Origin of the sequence: Streptomyces sp. PsTaAH-124, from assembly GCF_000373685.1 — a bacterium.
GTDB lineage: Bacteria > Actinomycetota > Actinomycetes > Streptomycetales > Streptomycetaceae > Streptomyces > Streptomyces andamanensis.
Genome location: NZ_KB892195.1, coordinates 1 through 16,633 on the forward strand (window position 1 = coordinate 1; position 16,633 = coordinate 16,633).

Annotated in this window: 15 protein-coding genes; 5 read left to right on the forward strand and 10 right to left on the reverse strand. The window is 72.6% G+C overall.

Annotated features, from left to right (window positions below; genetic code table 11):
- From B086_RS0129655 to B086_RS0129690, 8 genes are all read right to left on the reverse strand, one after another.
- A partial coding sequence (locus B086_RS0129655) for a superoxide dismutase (RefSeq protein ID WP_018570071.1) occupies positions 1-572 on the reverse strand: 572 nt, incomplete at its 3' end.
- A gap of 134 nt (positions 573-706) precedes the next feature.
- Positions 707-2,098 (reverse strand): amino acid permease, encoded by a 1,392-nt coding sequence (locus B086_RS0129660; RefSeq protein WP_018570072.1) that lies wholly within the window; start codon positions 2,096-2,098, stop codon positions 707-709.
- Between the two features lie 119 nt (positions 2,099-2,217).
- Positions 2,218-3,123 carry a TauD/TfdA dioxygenase family protein gene (locus tag B086_RS0129665; RefSeq protein ID WP_018570073.1) on the reverse strand — a complete coding sequence of 302 codons (906 nt, stop codon included), beginning with the start codon at positions 3,121-3,123 and terminating at the stop codon, positions 2,218-2,220.
- 57 nt (positions 3,124-3,180) lie between these two features.
- Complete coding sequence (locus B086_RS0129670) at positions 3,181-4,578, reverse strand: LLM class flavin-dependent oxidoreductase (RefSeq protein ID WP_018570074.1); 1,398 nt, start codon at positions 4,576-4,578, stop codon at positions 3,181-3,183.
- Positions 4,575-5,324 carry an ABC transporter ATP-binding protein gene (locus tag B086_RS0129675; protein ID WP_018570075.1) on the reverse strand — a complete coding sequence of 250 codons (750 nt, stop codon included), beginning with the start codon at positions 5,322-5,324 and terminating at the stop codon, positions 4,575-4,577. Before B086_RS0129675 ends, B086_RS0129670 begins: the two co-directional genes overlap by 4 nt.
- Entirely contained in the window at positions 5,300-6,196 is an 897-nt protein-coding gene (locus tag B086_RS0129680; protein WP_420712587.1) for an ABC transporter permease, read from the reverse strand. The genes B086_RS0129675 and B086_RS0129680 overlap by 25 nt, the downstream gene beginning before the upstream one ends.
- A gap of 32 nt (positions 6,197-6,228) precedes the next feature.
- A complete protein-coding gene (locus tag B086_RS0129685; RefSeq protein WP_018570077.1) occupies positions 6,229-7,299 on the reverse strand; it encodes an ABC transporter substrate-binding protein in 1,071 nt (356 codons plus the stop codon).
- A gap of 289 nt (positions 7,300-7,588) precedes the next feature.
- Positions 7,589-8,857: an ROK family transcriptional regulator gene (locus B086_RS0129690; RefSeq protein ID WP_018570078.1), complete on the reverse strand. Its 1,269-nt coding sequence runs from the start codon at positions 8,855-8,857 to the stop codon at positions 7,589-7,591.
- A 495-nt stretch (positions 8,858-9,352) separates the two neighbouring features.
- Here B086_RS0129690 and B086_RS0129695 point away from each other — a divergent pair, with 495 nt between their 5' ends.
- On the forward strand, positions 9,353-9,934 hold the full coding sequence (locus B086_RS0129695; RefSeq protein ID WP_018570079.1) for a biotin transporter BioY: 582 nt from the start codon (positions 9,353-9,355) through the stop codon (positions 9,932-9,934).
- Between the two features lie 109 nt (positions 9,935-10,043).
- Here the strand turns inward: B086_RS0129695 and B086_RS0129700 are convergent, their stop codons facing one another.
- The gene (locus B086_RS0129700) at positions 10,044-11,576 is read right to left on the reverse strand and encodes an amino acid permease (RefSeq protein ID WP_018570080.1); all 1,533 of its coding nucleotides are present in this window, start codon (positions 11,574-11,576) and stop codon (positions 10,044-10,046) included.
- Between the two features lie 281 nt (positions 11,577-11,857).
- On the opposite strand from B086_RS0129700, the gene B086_RS0129705 reads away from it, so the two are divergent.
- Together B086_RS0129705 and B086_RS0129710 are read left to right on the forward strand one after the other, a co-directional pair.
- Entirely contained in the window at positions 11,858-12,343 is a 486-nt protein-coding gene (locus B086_RS0129705; RefSeq protein ID WP_018570081.1) for a ribose-5-phosphate isomerase, read from the forward strand.
- 276 nt (positions 12,344-12,619) lie between these two features.
- Positions 12,620-13,432, forward strand: a complete 813-nt coding sequence (locus B086_RS0129710) for an Fpg/Nei family DNA glycosylase (RefSeq protein WP_018570082.1) — start codon at positions 12,620-12,622, stop codon at positions 13,430-13,432.
- Positions 13,433-13,508: 76 nt separating this feature from the next.
- On the opposite strand, the gene B086_RS0129715 is transcribed toward B086_RS0129710, so the two are convergent.
- Entirely contained in the window at positions 13,509-14,750 is a 1,242-nt protein-coding gene (locus B086_RS0129715) for a GNAT family N-acetyltransferase (RefSeq protein WP_037874198.1), read from the reverse strand.
- A gap of 163 nt (positions 14,751-14,913) precedes the next feature.
- On the opposite strand from B086_RS0129715, the gene B086_RS0129720 reads away from it, so the two are divergent.
- Together B086_RS0129720 and B086_RS0129725 are read left to right on the forward strand one after the other, a co-directional pair.
- Positions 14,914-16,089, forward strand: coding sequence for a PP2C family protein-serine/threonine phosphatase (locus B086_RS0129720; RefSeq protein WP_026252902.1), 1,176 nt, complete (start codon positions 14,914-14,916; stop codon positions 16,087-16,089).
- Positions 16,090-16,299: 210 nt separating this feature from the next.
- On the forward strand, positions 16,300-16,626 hold the full coding sequence (locus B086_RS0129725) for a hypothetical protein (RefSeq protein WP_018565719.1): 327 nt from the start codon (positions 16,300-16,302) through the stop codon (positions 16,624-16,626).
- Positions 16,627-16,633 lie beyond the last annotated feature (7 nt).

Consider the following 16,633-nt stretch of genomic DNA (forward strand, 5'->3'; position numbering starts at 1 on the left):
TTGACGACGGCCCACATGGCGTCGATGAAGTCGACCTTCTGGTTCTTGTACTGGAGGTAGAAGGCGTGCTCCCAGGCGTCGAAGACGAGGACGGGGGTGGAGCCCTGTCCGACGTTGCCCTGGTGGTCGTAGACCTGTTCGACGACGAGGCGGCCGCTGAGGGGTTCGTAGGCCAGGANGCCCCAGCCGGAGCCCTGGGTGGTGGCCGCGGCCTTGGTGAGCTGGGCCTTGAACCCGGCGAAGGAGCCGAAGGACTCGGTGATCGCGTCGGCCAGCTCGCCCACGCCGTCCTGGGCCAGCGGCTCGCCGCCGCCGTCGCCCGTCATGTTCTGCCAGTAGATCGAGTGCAGGATGTGCCCGGAGAGATGGAAGGCCAGGTTCTTCTCCAGGCCGTTGATCGAGCCCCAGGTCTCCTTGTCCCGCGCCTCGGCGAGCTGCTCCAGCGTGTCGTTGGCGCCCTTCACATAGGCCGCGTGGTGCTTGTCGTGGTGCAGCTCGATGATCTCGGGGCTGATGACCGGCGCGAGCGCCGAGTAGTCGTACGGCAGTTCAGGCAGCGTGTAGACGGGCATGACAGGTCCCCTCCGACCATTATTGCAAAGGGCTTGCAACTACAAGCTACCAACAACAGTGCGGGCGCGAGCAACAGGAAGGCCCCCACGTGTCCCGTGGGGGCCTTCCTGCGGGCGCGGCCGGTGCCGGTGTGTCAGGCGCGGACGCGGACGCGCTGCCAGGCGTACCCGGCCGCCGCCAGCACCAGGGCCATCGCGCCCGTCGAGTAGAGCTGCACCCGGGTGCCGGGCTGCCGGGCCATCAGGACGAAGATCGCCGCCATGCCCGCCAGGGCCGCCCAGGTGAGCCAGGGGAAGCCCCACATCCGTACGGCCAACCGGTCCGGCGCCTCCCGCTCCAGCCGTCGCCGCAGCCGCAGCTGCGCGGCGGCGATGAAGATCCAGACGACCAGGATCACCGCGCCGATCATGTTCAGCAGCCAGGGGAAGACGTCGTCGGGCCGCCAGTAGCTGAGCAGCACACAGCCGAACCCGAAGACGCTCGACACCGCGACCGCGGTCCGCGGCACCCCGCCCGAGACCTTCGCCAGCGCTCTGGGGCCCTGGCCGCGCCCCACCAGCGAGTACGCGATGCGTGACGATCCGTAGATGTTGGCGTTCATCGCGCTGAGCAGCGCCACCAGGACGACCACGTTCATCAGCTGCCCGGCGCCCGGTATGCCCAGGTGGTCCAGCGTGGCGACGTAGGGGCCCTTGTCGACGACCTCCGGCGCGTTCCACGGGACCAGGGTGACGATGACGGCCATCGAGCCGATGTAGAAGAGGGCGATGCGCCACATGGCGGTGCGCACCGCGCTCGCCACGCCGCGCACCGGGTCCTGTGACTCGGCCGCCGCGATGGTGACCGTCTCCAGGCCGCCGTAGGCGAACACGGAGGCGAGCAGGCCGACGATCAGACCCTGGCCGCCGTGCGGCAGGAAGTCGCTCAGGTGCGAGGTGCCCGGCGAGTCGGTGCCCGGCAGCACACCCGTGACGGCCAGCACGCCCAGCACCAGGAACAGGCTGATGGCGCCGACCTTCAGTGCCGCGAACCAGAACTCGAACTCGCCGAAGTTCTTCACCGCGGCCAGGTTCGTCCCGCAGAACACCACCATGAACAGGGCCACCCACAGCCACTGCGGGGTGCCCGGCAGCCAGCCCGTCACGATCTTCGCGGCGCCCATGCCCTCCAGGCCGACCGCCGTGCACAGCAGCACCCAGTACGACCAGCCCGCGGTGAAGCCGGCCCACGGCCCGAACGCCCGTTCGGCATGTGTGGAGAAGGAGCCCGAGGAGGGATACGCGGCCGACATCTCGCCGAGCATCCGCATCACCAGCATCACGAGGACACCGGAGACGGCGTAGGCGACGACGATCGACGGCCCGGCGGCGGCGATGCCCGCCCCGGAGCCGACGAACAGCCCGGCGCCGATCACCCCGCCGAGGGCGATCATCGACAGATGGCGCTGCTTGAGGCCATGGCTCAGAGGGGCCTCGCCCGCCTGCTCCGTGGGGGGAGCGGGGGAGGCGGTGGTGCGGTGGGGCATGAACACGCTCATCCAGTGGGGGGAGGGGCGAAAGTGCCCACAGTGTGGGCAGCCCGTCCGCTCAGGGCGAGGGGCTGCCCACTATCCGGACGTGTGTCCTACGGTACGTGAACGCCGGGTTACGCGGCGACGGCGACCGGGGCGACGGCCGTGTAGTGCGAGGCGTCCCCCTCCAGGGAACGGCTCTCCTCGCCGTCGACACCGACCGGGACGTCACCGGCCACCGTCACCCGGTTCAGGCGGCGCGGCAGGCCGTCGTAGTTGTCGATGGCGTAGTGCTGGGTGATGCGGTTGTCGAACAGCACCAGCTGGTGCTCCGACCAGCGCCAGCGCAGCACGTTCTCCGGCCGTGTGACGTACGCCTGGAGCAGGTCCAGGATCTTGCGCGACTCCGGCACCGACAGGCCCGCGATCCGCTGCGCGAACCCGCCGATGAACAGCCCGCGCTCGCCGGTCAGCGGATGCACCCGCACCACCGGGTGCGCGGTGCGGTACCGGATCGAGGTGAACTGCGCGCGCCGGGTGGCCTCCTCCTCGTCGACCGCCTCCTCGGGCACGGCGTAGTCGTAGTCGTTGGTGTGCTCGGCCCACAGCGTGTCGGCCAGCCGGCGCAGTGGCTCGGGCAGGTCGCGGTAGGCCGCGGCGGCGTTCGCGATCAGCGTCTCGCCCCCGTACGGCGGGACCGTGATGCTGCGCAGGGTGCTGGCCTGCGGCGGGTTGAGCACGAACGTGACGTCGGTGTGCCAGTGGTTGGCGCGGCCCTGCTCGCTGTCCACGGGCAGCACGTTCGGGGCGCCCTCGACGGCGGGCACGGTCGGATGGGCGGTGGTGAGGTCCCCGAAGTGGCGGGCGAACGCCTCCTGCCCGGCGTCGTCCAGGCGCACGTCGTCGAAGACGAGCGCCTTGTGCGTGTTCAGGGCCTCGCGCAGCGCGGCGACGGTCCGCGTGTCGAGCGGCCGGGCGAGGTCGACGCCGCCGACCCGGGCGCCGATGCGGGCGGTGACCTTGTGGATCTCGATGGACATGATCAGGTCCTTTCGGAGGGCGGCCGGCCGCGGGACCGGCCGCGGGACGGTGGCCGGTCAGACGGTGGTCAGGGCGCTGGACAGGGCGGGGGCCAGGTGCTGGTTGGCCGGGCGCGGCAGGCCGTAGCGCTCCCGCAGGGTCTGCCGCGGCCCGTACCCGGAGCGCAGCAGCCCGCGGGCGCGCAGCAGCGGGACGACATGGTCGACGAAGGCGTCGAGACCGGACGGCAGCACCGCGGGCATGATGTTGAACCTGTCGGCGGCGCCCTCGGTGAACCACGTCCCGATCGCGTCCGCGACCTGCTCGGGCGTCCCCGCGAAGGTCAGATGGCCGCGCCCGCCGCCGAGCCTGCCGATCAGCTGCCGCACGGTCAGCCGCTCGCCGCGGGCCAGCTCCACCACGAGCGTGTACCGGCTCTTGGCGCCCTCGACGGCCGACTCCGGCGGCAGGTCGGCGGGCAGCTCACGGTCCAGGTGCAGTGTGCCCGGCTCCAGCCGCAGCAGGTTCTCCAGGCGGACCCGGCCGTGCTCGGGCACGATGTGCTCGTCCAGGATCTGCTCCGCCGCCCGCGCCTCGGCCTCGGTCGACCCGAGCACCGGCACGATGCCGGGCAGCACCTTCAGCAGCTCCGGGTCGCGGCCCGCCCGCCGGGTGAGCCGCTTCAGATCGGCGTAGAAGGCCCGCGCACCCGCCGGCGACTGCTGCGCGGTGAACACCGCCTCCGCGTACCGCGCCGCGAACGCCTTCCCGTCGGCGGAGGAGCCCGCCTGCACCAGCAGCGGATAGCCCTGCGGGGACCGCGGCACGTTGAGCGCGCCCGCCACCTTGAAGTACGTCCCCTCGTGCCGGGCCGGATGGATCTTCGCGTCGTCGCCCCACACCCCGGCCGCCTTGTCGGCGACGACCGTGTCGTCCTCCCAGCTGTCCCACAGCCTGCGGGCCACCTCCACGAACTCGGCGGCCCGCGCGTACCGTTCGGCGTGCGCGGGCTCATCGTCCAGACCGAAGTTGCGGGCCGCCTCGGCGCCCGCGGTGGTGACGATGTTCCAGCCCGCCCGGCCGCCGCTGACGATGTCCAGCGAGGCGAACCTGCGCGCCAGGTTGTAGGGGGAGTTGTAGGAGGTCGACGCGGTGGCGATCAGACCGATGTGCTCGGTGGCGGTGGCCAGCGCGGTGAGCAGGGTGAGCGGTTCCAGGGCGCCCGCGGGCCGCTGCGCGACCGTGTTCCACAGCTGCGGGCCGTCCGCCAGGAACAGCGAGTCGAAGGTGCCGCGCTCGGCGGTCCGGGCCAGCGCCACGTAGTGCGCCAGGTCGACGTGCGCGTACGGGTCGCTCTCCGGCAGCCGCCACGACGCCTCGTGGTGGCCGGTGTTCATCAGGAACGCGTTCAGGTGCAGCGTGCGCGGGCCGGGGCCCGTGCCGGTGCTGCCGGATGCGGGGGTGCGGATGGTCATGCGGGGTCCTCCGTGACGCCCAGGGCGGTGAGCAGCCGCTCCCGGTACGCGCCGAGCAGCGGGTCCCGGTACGAGCGCGGATGCGGGCGGTCGATGGTCAGGTCGAGGCCGATGCGGCCCTGGTCGAGGACGAGGACACGGTCGGCGAGCACGATCGCCTCGTCCACGTCGTGGGTGACGAGCAGTACCGAGGGCCGGTGGCGCTGCCACAGCCGGCGCAGCAGCGCGTGCATCCGGATCCGGGTGAGGGCGTCCAGCGCGCCGAACGGCTCGTCGGCCAGCAGCAGTTCGGGCTCGCGGACCAGGGAGCGGGCCAGTGCCGCGCGCTGCGCCTCACCGCCCGACAGCTCGCTCGGCCAGGCCCGCTCCCGGCCCGCGAGGCCCACCTCGGCGAGGGCGGCCCGGCCGCGTGCGGCGGCGTCCTTGCCGTCCGCGCCGAGCAGGACGTTGTCCAGCACCCGCCGCCAGGGCAGCAGCCGGGAGTCCTGGAAGACCACGGACACCCGCTCCGGCGCCCGCAGCCCACCACTGCCGGCCACCTGGTGGTCCAGGCCCGCCACGGCCCGCAGCAGGGTGCTCTTGCCGGAGCCGCTGTGCCCGAGCAGCGCGGTGAACTGCCCGGCCGGCAGACTGAGATCGATGCCGTCGAGCACCGTACGGCCCTCGAACGACCGGGTCAGGGAGCGCAGTTCCACCGCGGTGGAGGTGGCAGGGCCCCCGGTCAGCTGCTCAGTGTGCGGCGCCACGACAGCACCCTCCGTTCGATCAGGCGGACCACGCTGTCGGAGACCAGACCGAAGACGCCGTAGACCAGCAGGCCGACCAGGATCACGTCCGTCTGGCCGTAGTTCTGCGCCTGGAACATCAGATAGCCGAGGCCGCTGGTGGCGTTGATCTGCTCCAGCACCACCAGGCCCAGCCAGGACCCGGTGACCCCGAGGCGCAGGCCGACGAAGAAGCCGGGCAGCGCGCCGGGCACGACGATCTGCCGCACGAACGCCCACCGCGACAGGCCCTGCACCTCGGCCAGCTCCACATAGCGGCTGTCGATGCCGGACAGCGCGGCGTGCGTGTTCAGATAGACCGGGATGTAGACGACGATCGCGATGATCGCGACCTTGAAGGTCTCGCCGATGCCCAGCCACAGGATGAACAGCGGGATCAGCCCCATGGTCGGGACGGCCCGGTTGAGGTTGACGGTCCCGTCGATCAGCGCCTCGCCGGTCCGGGTGAGCCCGGCGGCGAGCGCCAGCAGCACCCCGCCGGTCAGGCCGAGCGCGAAGCCGTAGGCGGCCCGGCGCAGCGAGGTCAGCACATCGGTGGGCAGCGTCCCCTCGGTCCACAGGTGACCGGCGGTGCGCAGCACCGTCCAGGGCGCCGGGACCGCGCCCGGGTCGAGCCGTCCGGCGGCGGAGGCCGCGGCCCACAGGACCAGGAAGAGGAGGGGACCGGCCAGCCGGGCGGCGGGCAGCCGCCGGCCGGGCGTCAGCGGCCGCGGCCGCCGGGGGCGCCGGGTGCGCGGCGCCGGACCCCCGGGGGCCGGTCCTGCCGGTCCCGCGGAGCCCCGGGCGTCCGGGGCGCCGGGGGTGCCGGGGGCGCCGGGGGTGTCCGAAGGCATGGTGGACGGGGTGGCCGAGGTCGTCACCGCGCTCACCTCTGGTACTCGGCCGGTACGGCACGGGCCGCGAGCGCCTCGAAGCGGCGGTCGAACAGCGGGCCGACCTCGAACCGCTTCACGAACCCGCCCTCGGCGAGCAGATCCGCCGTCTCCTGCTCCCACCTGACCGCCTCGTCCCAGCTCGGCGGGAACAGCGGCTTGTTGGCGAGCCGCGTGACGGCCTCGGCCTGCGCCAGGGACAGGTTCTGCGTCTTCACGTAGAACTCCCGGTTCCACTCGTCCGGGTGCTCCCACTGCCACACCTGGCCCCGGGCCCAGTGCGGTATGTACGCGGCGATCGCGGCGGCCTTCGCCCGGTCGGCCAGCACCGTGGCCGGCGCCCACAGCAGATTGAGCAGGTCGACGACGTCGGTGGGGATGGTGTGCGCGCCCTTGGACCCGTACTGGTTCAGATAGGCGGGCGCCTGGCTGTTGCCGAGCGGGGCCACGTCCACCTGGCCGGACTGGAGGGCGGTGAGGAACTGGTTGCTGGTGAGCGGCACCAGCCGGACGTCGTCGTGGGCGAGGCCCGCCTCCTTCAGCGCCCGCAGCAGTACCACCCCCTGCGCCTGCCCCTGGGAGAAGGCGAGTTTGCGCCCCTTGAAGTCCGCGGTCGTGCGGATGTCGCTGCCGGGTGCGGTGGCGAACAGGTAATTCGGCTTGCGGGTCAGGCCGATCGCGACGATCCGCGCGTCGTAGCCCTGGTAGTGCGCCTGGATCGGCGGAATGCCCGCGTTGGTGGCCACGTCCAGGGAATGCGCGCGGAAGGCGTTGATGACATCCGGCCCGGCGCCGATGTTCAGCCAGTCCGACACGGTGAACAGCAGCTTCCCCAGTTTCCCCAGCCGGAACTGGAGCTGCTGGGTCTCCTGGTACGACGCGATCTTCAGACTGGTGCCCGGCGGCACCGTACCGGCGAGCGGGGCGGACAGGTCGGCGGACGACCCGGAGGCGGCGGCACTCGATCCGGCGCAGCCGCTCAGCCCCGTCGCCGCGACGGCGGCACCGAGCAGGGACGTGAGGAGCAGGCGCCGGTCGGGGCCGGACACCGGTACGGAAGGCATGGCGGAACTCCACGGGTTCACGGGGGGCGGCAGACATGCTGAATTCCGGGCACGGCCGCCGCGGCGGACGGCAGGCGCGGGCAGCACGAAGGGAATTCACACACGACGGGAACGAGTGCCGGAAGCACACGGGGACCGAGTGCGGGAGGCACACGGGAAGAACCGGAGGGAAAGCGCTCCGGGGCGCGTCAACGGGTCAGCAGCAAAGAGTGCGACAGCTCGTGAGCGGGCTCATGAGAGAAATGCTCCCGTTCTCGCGCAACCCCTGTCAACATTCGGAGTTTTTGAATTAATGAACGTCATGTGACACGGCCAGCGGATCCCGGTACAGCACGTCCAGGGCCACCGCGCCGCCCGCCACCGCGAGCACGGAGTCCGTGAAACCGGTGGGCACCACCGCCTGCGCCCGCCGCGCCCCGACCGCCTCCCGCAGCGCCGCCAGACAGTCCGCGCGGTACATCGCGCCGACCTCGGTGACCACCACGGTCTCCGGGTTGAGCACGTCCAGCAGCAGCCCCGCCGCCCGCCCGGTCAGCCGCGACCGCTCCACCAGCAGCCGTACGGCCGCCGGGTCGCCCGCCCCGGCCGCGGCGAGCACGCGCATCGGGTTGACCCCGGCGGCCACCCCGGCCGCCCGCGCCCGCCGGCACAGGGTCCGCTCGCTCAACTCCGCCTGGAGGCAGCCGGTCCGCCCGCACGCGCAGGGCTCCGTACCGCCCGGCAGCGGCAGATGGGCGATGGCCCCCGCCTGCGAGCGGGGCCCGTGGTGCACCTCGTCGTTGGTGGCGAAGGCCGCGTCGACCACATTGCCGACGAACAGCTTCAGCACGCTCCGGCTGCCGCGCGCCCGCCCGAACAGCCGCTCCGCGTTGACCAGCGCCCGCGCGTGCCCGTCCACGTGCACCGGCAGTCCCGTACGGGCGCGCAGCACGTCCCGCACCGGCACGTCCCGCCAGTCGAGCAAGGGGTGTTCGACGACGGTCCCGGAGTCCCGGTCCACCCAGCCGCCGGAGGCGAACCCGATCCCGAGGGGCCGCGCGCCGGGCGCGTGGGCCAGCAGCGCCGCGAGCCCCTTGGCGGCGCGTTCGAGCACCTGGACCGGCCCGGCACCGGCGTGCCCGGTCCGCCGCTCGGCGACGACCCGGCCGCGCAGATCGAGCAGGGCCACCGTGGTGTACGGCACGGCCAGGTGCACCCCGCCGACCAGGAACCCGCGGCCGTCCAGCTCGACGGGCACATGCGGCCGTCCCGCGCCCCTGGACCGCGCGGGCACCGCGGCCTCGCGGATCAGCCCCAGCCCGGCGAGCCGGGCGCAGTGCTCGGACACGGAGGCCGGGGAGAGACCGGTCAGCCGGGCGATGGTGCTGCGGGCCACCGGTCCGTGCTCCAGCACCGAGCGCAGCACACCGCTGGCGCTGGTGCGGCGCCGGTCGGGATCGGCCACCCGGGAGGCCGGGGGCGCGGGGGGCACGGGGTCGGGTACGGACGCGGACGCGGACACGGACATGGGGCGGGTGGGGCGGGAGGTCCGGGTGGCGGCCGCGGCGGATCGGGGCATGAGGAAGCTCCTGGCGGGATCGGGGGAGGGGGCCGGCACTGCGCCGTCTGCGAGGAGAAGCGGGGCGGAGCGGTCTCCCGCCCCTACCGGGAGCGGCGACAGGTGGCCGTGCCCTGGCGTCGCAGGTCGACATAGCGACGCGACGAGAAGTACCGGGCCTGGGCAACCACGTGTTCGAAGCTAGCGCAACGCCCCACCGCTGCCCAGACCGCGCCCGACGGGCGAGACGACGGCAGGGGGCCCGGGGGAGGAGACGACCGGGGCCCGGGGGGAGGAGAGGAGGGGGCCCGAGCACGCGCCGGGCCGCGGGCCGTGTCGGCGAGGCCACGCCCGCTCAGTGACCGGTGTCACGCCGGGCCGCTTGCCCCCGCCGTTCTTTGTGCGGAGCCGACCAAGCCCGCGTTCCAGCCTTTGTCGAGCGCGGACGGTGATCGGTTCGAGCACGCTGGGATAGCGTCACGGTGTTCCCGACTGCTCTCACCCCGCGGAGTCCCCATGAGCACCGCTGCCGTTCCTGCCCGCACCGGCCAGGTCCTCGCCGACCTCCTGCCCGCCTCCCGTGTCCGGGACGCCGCTCTCGTGCTCGGCGGCGCCGCGCTCACCGGGATCGCCGCCCAGATCGCCGTCCCCGTGCCGGGCTCCCCGGTGCCGGTGACCGGCCAGACCTTCGCCGCGCTGCTGGTCGGCACCGCGCTCGGCGCCCGCCGCGGTCTGCTCTCCCTCATGCTGTACGCGGTCGCCGGTGTCGCGGGCATGCCGTGGTTCGCTGAGGGCGGCTCGGGCGCGGGCGCGCCCTCCTTCGGCTACGTCCTCGGCATGCTGCTGGCCTCCGCCGCCGTCGGCGCGCTGGCGCGGCGCGGCGCGGACCGCAACATGTGGCGCATGGCCGGCACGATGCTCCTGGGCGAGGCGGTCATCTACGCCGTCGGCGTGCCCTACCTGGCCCTGGCCACCGGCATGTCCGCCTCCGCCGCCGTCGCGGCCGGCCTGACCCCGTTCCTGATCGGCGACCTCCTCAAGGCCGCCCTGGCGATGGGCGCGCTGCCCACCGCCTGGAAGTTCGCCGGCAAGCGCTGACCCGCCGCGCGGCGAAGCCCGCGAGCGGAGCGCACAGGAGCGGAGGGAGCCCTCGGGCCCCCTCCGCTCTCGCGTTCCCGCGCCCGCCGCCGGCGGACCCGCGGACCGGTCAGCCGGCCGTGACCTGCTCGGTCCCGCCCGCGCCGCCCGCGCTCTCGCCGGTGGCGGCGGTGGCTGCGGTGTCAGCGGTGGCGGCGGCCGTACCCGCGACGGCCGTCCGCCGGTGCCCGCCGAGCCGCTCCCTGGCCACGGCGATCACCAGCACGACCGCCGCCACCAGCAGCGACAGCAGCACGGTCTCGCGGCCGTCGTGCTCGGTGTCGGTGAGCATGTAGCCCAGGACGAAGACGATCACGGCCGCCGCTGCCCAGGTCAGATACGGGTACAGCCACATCCGCACGACCAGCTTCTCCGGCGCCTCGCGCTGGATGATCTTCCGCATGCGCAGCTGGGAGAAGCAGATCACCAGCCACACGAACAGGGCGACCGCACCGGAGGAGTTGACGAGGAAGAGGAAGACGGAGTCCGGGAACTTGTAGTTGAAGAAGACGGCCACGAAGCCGAAGGCGACCGAGACGAGGATCGCGGTCCGCGGCACCCCGCGCCCGGTGGTGCGGGCGAACGCCCTCGGCGCGTCCCCGCGCTCGCCGAGCGAGAAGGCCATGCGGGAGGCGGTGTAGAGGCCGGAGTTGAGACAGGACAGCACCGAGGTCAGCACGATGAAGTTCATGATCTGACCGGCGTGCGCGATACCGAGGGAGTCCAGGGCGGCGACGTAGGAGCCCTTGTCGGCGATCGACTTGGCGTCCCAGGGGATGAGGGAGACGACGACGAGGATCGAGCCGAGGTAGAAGACGGCGATGCGCCAGATGATGCTGTTGGTCGACTTGGTGACCGCGCGCTGCGGGTCCTCGGACTCACCGGCCGCCAGGGTGGCGATCTCGCTGCCCATGAAGGAGAAGACGACGAGCAGCACACCGGTGAGGATCGAACCGGGACCGTGCGGCAGGAAACCGCCGTGGCCGGTGAGGTTGCCGAAGGACGCCTGGTCGGCGTGGACGCCGGGCAGCACGCCGAAGATGGCCAGCAGGCCGACGACGATGAAGGCGCCGATCGCCACGACCTTGATCCCGGCGAACCAGAACTCGAACTCGCCGTAGGAGCCGACGGAGATCAGGTTGGTGGCGGTGAGCACCAGCATCACGATCAGCGCCCAGCCCCACTGGGGCACGGCGGGCACCCAGCCGGAGAGGATCTTCGCGCCCGCCGTGGCCTCGACGGCGAGCACGACGACCCAGAAGAACCAGTACAGCCAGCCGATGGAGAACCCGGCCCAGCGCCCGAGCGCCCGGTCGGCGTGCGCGGAGAAGGAGCCGGAGGCGGGGTTGGCGGCGGACATCTCGCCGAGCATGCGCATCACGAGGACGACGAGGGTGCCGACGAGGGCGTAGGAGAGGAGGATGCCGGGGCCGGCGGTGGCGATTCCGGAACTGGAGCCGACGAAGAGACCGGCGCCGATGACGCCGCCGATCGCGATCATCGACAGATGACGGTTCTTGAGTCCGGCCTGAAGCCCGGAACCGGGTCCGTCCGGGGTGGGATGGCCGCTTCCAGCCTGTTGCAGGGTCGGCTGCGAGGTCATGGGGGATTCCTTTTGCGCCGGTGAGCGTTTTCCCGTACGAGCGGCGTACGAGTCGGTTCAGTGAATCGGAGGCAAAGGAATTCGTGAACCTTCGAAACGTAATCGTTACTTGAGGTTTCTTTGAGGTTCGCAGCCTGCCTCGTATTTCTTCCGTGCATATCCCGGACACAATGCGGGCACACCGCGCACACAATCCGGGCGGCGGGGCGGACACAATCCGGGCGGCGGGGCGGGCGCGACCCGAGCCGCCCGCCCGGGATGCGCCGTGTCACACTCGGACCATGCGCGTGTATCTCGGCTCGGACCATGCGGGCTTCGAACTCAAGAACCACCTCGTCGAATGGCTCAAGGAGGCGGGCCACGAGCCCGTCGACTGCGGACCGCACCTCTACGACGCCCAGGACGACTACCCGCCCTTCTGCCTCCGCGCCGCCGAGCGCACGGCGGCCGACCCGGACGCCCTCGGCATCGTGATCGGCGGCTCCGGCAACGGCGAGCAGATCGCCGCCAACAAGGTCAAGGGCGTACGGGCCGCCCTCGCCTGGAGCGAGGAGACCGCGTCCCTCGGCCGCCAGCACAACAACGCCAACGTCGTCGCGGTCGGCGCGCGCATGCACTCGACCGAGGACGCGACGAAGTTCGTCGAGACCTTCCTCGCCACCCCCTTCTCCGGTGACGAGCGCCACATCCGCCGCATCGACATGCTCTCGGCCTACGAGACCACCGGCGACCTGCCCCCGATCCCGCCCCACCACCCGCAGCAGTAGCGGCCGGACATCCGCCCCCTCCCGCCGCCTGGCCGACCGCGTCCCGCACCTCTGCGGAGGAGCGGAAGTGACCTCCCCGGGGGGCGCAGGGGGCGGAGCCCCCGCCGGGGGCGGGGGCGGAGCCCCGGGGCGGGTGACTTCTCGACTCACCGAGACGGGTGGGTGGGTGGGAAAGGACGGGGTCCGGGGCGCAGCCCCGTGTGGGTGCCCGTCCCCACCCGGCCGCTCCCCGCGCCCCGCACCAACTCACCCACGCCCACGAAAGGACCCCGCACCGTGCCGGAAGGGCACACCATCCACCGCCTGGCACAGGACTACGCCGCCCGCTTCGCCGACGGCACCCCCGTCCACGTGACCAGCCCCCAGGGCAAGTTCTCCGCCGCCGCGGCCCTGCTCACCACGGCGGAGCTGACCCGCACCGAGGCCCACGGCAAGCACCTCTTCCTCCGCTTCCGCACCGCCGACTGGGTCCACATCCACCTCGGCCTCTTCGGCAAGGTCACCTTCGGCGACGCCCCCGCGCCCCCGCCCACGGACACCGTCCGTCTCCGCCTCGCGGGCGACACCGCGTACGTCGACCTGCGCGGCCCCACCACCTGCGCCCTGATCACCGAGGCCGAGAAGCAGGCGATACACGACCGCCTCGGCCCCGACCCGCTGCGCCCCGACGCCGACCCGGGCGCCGCCTACGCGCGGGTGCGCCGCAGCCGTACGACGATCGCCGCCCTGCTGATGGACCAGAAGGTCATCGCGGGTGTGGGCAACGTCTACCGCGCCGAGGTCCTCTTCCGGCACGGCATCGACCCGTACCGGCCGGGCAAGGCCATCACCCCGGCCGAGTGGGACGCGATCTGGACCGACCTCGTCGCCCTCATGCGCGAGGGCGTCCGCAACAACCGCATCGACACGGTCCGCCCCGAGCACACCCCCGAGGCCATGGGCCGCCCGCCGCGCGTCGACGACCACGGCGGCGAGGTCTACGTCTACCGCCGGGCCACCCTGCCCTGCCACATCTGCGCGACCGAGATCCGCACCGCCGAGCTGGCCGCCCGCAACCTCTTCTGGTGCCCCGCCTGCCAGCAGCGCTGACCGCCGCTCCGCCCGCCGCCGCCCCGCCCCCACCCCGGGCCGGGCGGACGACGGGAACGTACCGGCCGGTCCGGTCCTAGAACCCGTGCGGCAGCCAGGGCGCGACCGCCGAGCCGAACCCCACGGCCGCCTCCGCCAGCGCCCCGCCGCGCAGCTCCCGCACCCGCCCGGCCGCGGCCAGCGCGGTCAGCGGCACCCCGCCGAGATACGCCGCCCCCAGCTCCCGCACGGACAGCGCCAGATCGGCCGCGTCCGACGTGCGCGCGCACACCGCGCCCTTCGCGTCCCCGCTCAGCCGCCAGCGTCCGGCGTTCCACCCGCAGAAGGCGTCCTCCACCTCCAGGACCACGTCCACCGGCGCCTGGTACGTCCGCGCGGCCAGCGCCGCCCCGACGTCGACGAGACGTACGTACAGCGAGTCCCGCTGCCGCGTCCGGCACCGCCGGATGTCGCTCACCAGGTACTGCCAGGCGTCGTCGACCGGCCGGTTCCGCAGCGACAGCCGCGACGTCAGGTCGATGCCGAACAGGAACCGCCACAGCGCCGCGTCGGACAGCGGATCGAGCGCGCCCCGCTCGGCGAGCTCCACCGTGCCCTCGGGCCCGCCGTCCTCCCAGACCGGCTTGACCCGGTACCGGGCGTACCCGGTGACCTCCCCGCCGCGCTCGGCGAGCACGCACTGCAACGGCGAGGCGCCCCCGCGCAGGCTCTCCACGTCGAGCAGCCCGAGCCGTTCCCAGCCCGGCCGCCGGGCCAGCATCCCGGGCCGGCCGGGCACCAGCCGCGCGTACACCGCCTCGCACGCGTCGGCCGCGTCGGCGGGTTCCGCGTACCGCAGCCGTACGCCGTCCGTGCCGGCCGGGACGGACAGCCCGGCCCGGCCGGTGTCGATGTCGGCGCGCAGCTGGAAGCTCGCCGCGCCGTACCCGAACCGGCCGTAGATCCCGGGCTCGGAGGCCGTCAGCAGGGCCAGCGGCTCGCCCCAGGACCGCACGTCGTCGAGCTGGCGCCGCATCATCGACGTCAGCAGTCCGCGCCGCCGGTGCGTGGCGGCCACGCCGACCATGGTCACTCCCGCGGCCGGCACCGCGGCGCCGCCGGGCACGGTGACCCGGAAGCTGAAGGCCCCCGCCGTGGCCACGCACATGTCCCCGTCCCAGACGCCCAGCGAACGGCCGCACTCGGTCAGGGTGCGGTAGAGGTCCCTCTCCTCGCCCGGCTCCGGGACACCGCCGAAGGCGCGGATCAGGTTGTCGTACCACGTGTCCCACTCGTCGGGCCGCAGCACCCTCAGCTCGGTCGCAAGATCGGTTGCCATGTGCCATCCCTACCAGCGCCGCACGGCCCGGTCGAAACAATTTTGCCGGGGGTGGCGACGCGGAGGCTTCCGGTGAAGTTCACTGTGAAGTCGAGCCCCGGACGGGGGATAAGTCGGACCTCCCGTGCCAACCGGCGGGTCCGATGGATAGGGTCCCGAACTAATGGCAGCAGAACGAGGGCGGCGCGCAGAAGCCGAGACGTTCACGGCCCGGTTGAAGATGCAGTGGCACCGGGCCCGCGTCGGCGTGCGCCGAGCCGCCGTCGACTACTTCCGCGGCGACGGCTCGGACTGGATCGCGCTGGGCGGTCTGCTGCTGACCATCCCCGTGATCGCCGCGCTGACGCTCGTCGACTCGGTGTGGTTCTCGCCGGTCGCGCTCGTGCTGCCCATCGTCGCCGGCGGCCTGCTGCTGCGCCCGGCCAGCCTGCTCGGTCTGTACGCGGCGGCGGCCACCGCCCTCATCGTGGAGTCCGTCCGGCTCGGCCCGTACACCGAGGGACCCTCACGGGTGACACCGGGCGTGGTGCTGGTGGTCGCCGCCTGCGGCTTCTTCGGCCTGCTGATCGCCCAGTTCCGCAGCCGCGTCGGCGTGCCCTGGCGGCGCGGCGGCACCATGCTCTTCGACCTGCGCGAACGCATCCGCGTACAGAGCCAGCTGCCCCGGCTGCCCGGTACCTGGCACCACGAGATGGCGCTGCGCCCCGCAGGCGGCCAGTCCTTCTCGGGTGACTTCGTCGTCGCCGCCCGCACCAACGGCGGCCGCACCCTGGAGGCCGTCCTCACCGACGTCTCCGGCAAGGGCATGGACGCGGGCTCGCGGGCGCTGTTGCTCTCCGGGGCGTTCGGCGGCCTGCTCGGCAGCCTGCCCCCGCACGCCTTCCTGCCCGCCGCCAACGGCTATCTGCTCCGCCAGGACTGGGAGGAGGGCTTCGCCACCTCCATCCACCTCGTCCTCGATCTGGACTCCGGCGACTACGAGCTGTACTCCGCGGGCCACCCGCCGGGCCTCCAGCTCAGCGCGGGCACCGGCCGCTGGGAGGAGAAGGCCGCCGAGGGGCCCCTGCTCGGCGTGTACGACGGCGCCCAGTTCGACTCCGTCAAGGGCTCCCTGCGCCCTGGCGACGTCCTGATGCTCTTCACCGACGGCCTGGTGGAGACCGCCGAGCGCGACATCGCCGAGGGCATCGACCGGCTCACCGGCGAGGCCGACCGCTATGTCGCCGGCGGCTTCCACGGCGCCGCCTGGCATCTGATCGAGGCGGTGGCCAAGGACGTCAACGACGACCGGGCGCTCCTGCTGATCTGCCGCGAGGGCCCGACCGCCACCGCCCGCTGAAGACCGGCCACCCTGGCCGGTATGTGATGCATCTGTGGATGTTCCGGCCCCGGATTGCACCCGTGATCCAGGAGTTGGTAGAGATGGGACGGCTGTGCCGTGACTCCGGGACCCGGACGTCGGCGGCCCACAGCCCTGGACGTCCGTCATGTCTCGTACATCCCGGATGTCCAGATGTTCGGAAGTCCTGATGGGGGAGGCGAGTTCGGCGTGAAGTTCGATATGGGTGCGCAGACGTTGTCGACGTTGTCGCGTGATTCGCGTGGGTCGAGTGATGATCTGGGGTCGTTGATCCGTCAGTTGGTGCAGGCGGTGGAGCCGTTGGAGGGGAAGTTCAACGGTACGGGTCGGCGGATGTTCGATGAGTTCAAGGGGCGGGCGGACGGGATCGCGCGTGAGTTGAATTCGTCGTTGTCGGCGATTGTGGGTGGTCAGTCGGGGATGGACGGTGCGTTCTCGTCGGGTGATCAGGAGCAGGGTGACAATGCGCGGCATCACATGGGTGCGGCGAATTTCGATGCGGCGCGGTTCCGCTGATCCGTCT

Bases quoted from the DNA above. Each gene is read 5' to 3' on its own strand.
- B086_RS0129660 (WP_018570072.1), bottom strand. From the start codon at position 2,098: ATGCCCCACCGCACCACCGCCTCCCCCGCTCCCCCCACGGAGCAGGCG.
- B086_RS0129665 (WP_018570073.1), bottom strand. From the start codon at position 3,123: ATGTCCATCGAGATCCACAAGGTCACCGCCCGCATCGGCGCCCGGGTC.
- B086_RS0129670 (WP_018570074.1), bottom strand. From the start codon at position 4,578: ATGACCATCCGCACCCCCGCATCCGGCAGCACCGGCACGGGCCCCGGC.
- B086_RS0129680 (WP_420712587.1), bottom strand. From the start codon at position 6,196: ATGCCTTCGGACACCCCCGGCGCCCCCGGCACCCCCGGCGCCCCGGAC.
- B086_RS0129685 (WP_018570077.1), bottom strand. From the start codon at position 7,299: ATGCCTTCCGTACCGGTGTCCGGCCCCGACCGGCGCCTGCTCCTCACG.
- B086_RS0129690 (WP_018570078.1), bottom strand. From the start codon at position 8,857: ATGCCCCGATCCGCCGCGGCCGCCACCCGGACCTCCCGCCCCACCCGC.
- B086_RS0129695 (WP_018570079.1), top strand. From the start codon at position 9,353: ATGAGCACCGCTGCCGTTCCTGCCCGCACCGGCCAGGTCCTCGCCGAC.
- B086_RS0129700 (WP_018570080.1), bottom strand. From the start codon at position 11,576: ATGACCTCGCAGCCGACCCTGCAACAGGCTGGAAGCGGCCATCCCACC.
- B086_RS0129705 (WP_018570081.1), top strand. From the start codon at position 11,858: ATGCGCGTGTATCTCGGCTCGGACCATGCGGGCTTCGAACTCAAGAAC.
- B086_RS0129715 (WP_037874198.1), bottom strand. From the start codon at position 14,750: ATGGCAACCGATCTTGCGACCGAGCTGAGGGTGCTGCGGCCCGACGAG.
- B086_RS0129720 (WP_026252902.1), top strand. From the start codon at position 14,914: ATGGCAGCAGAACGAGGGCGGCGCGCAGAAGCCGAGACGTTCACGGCC.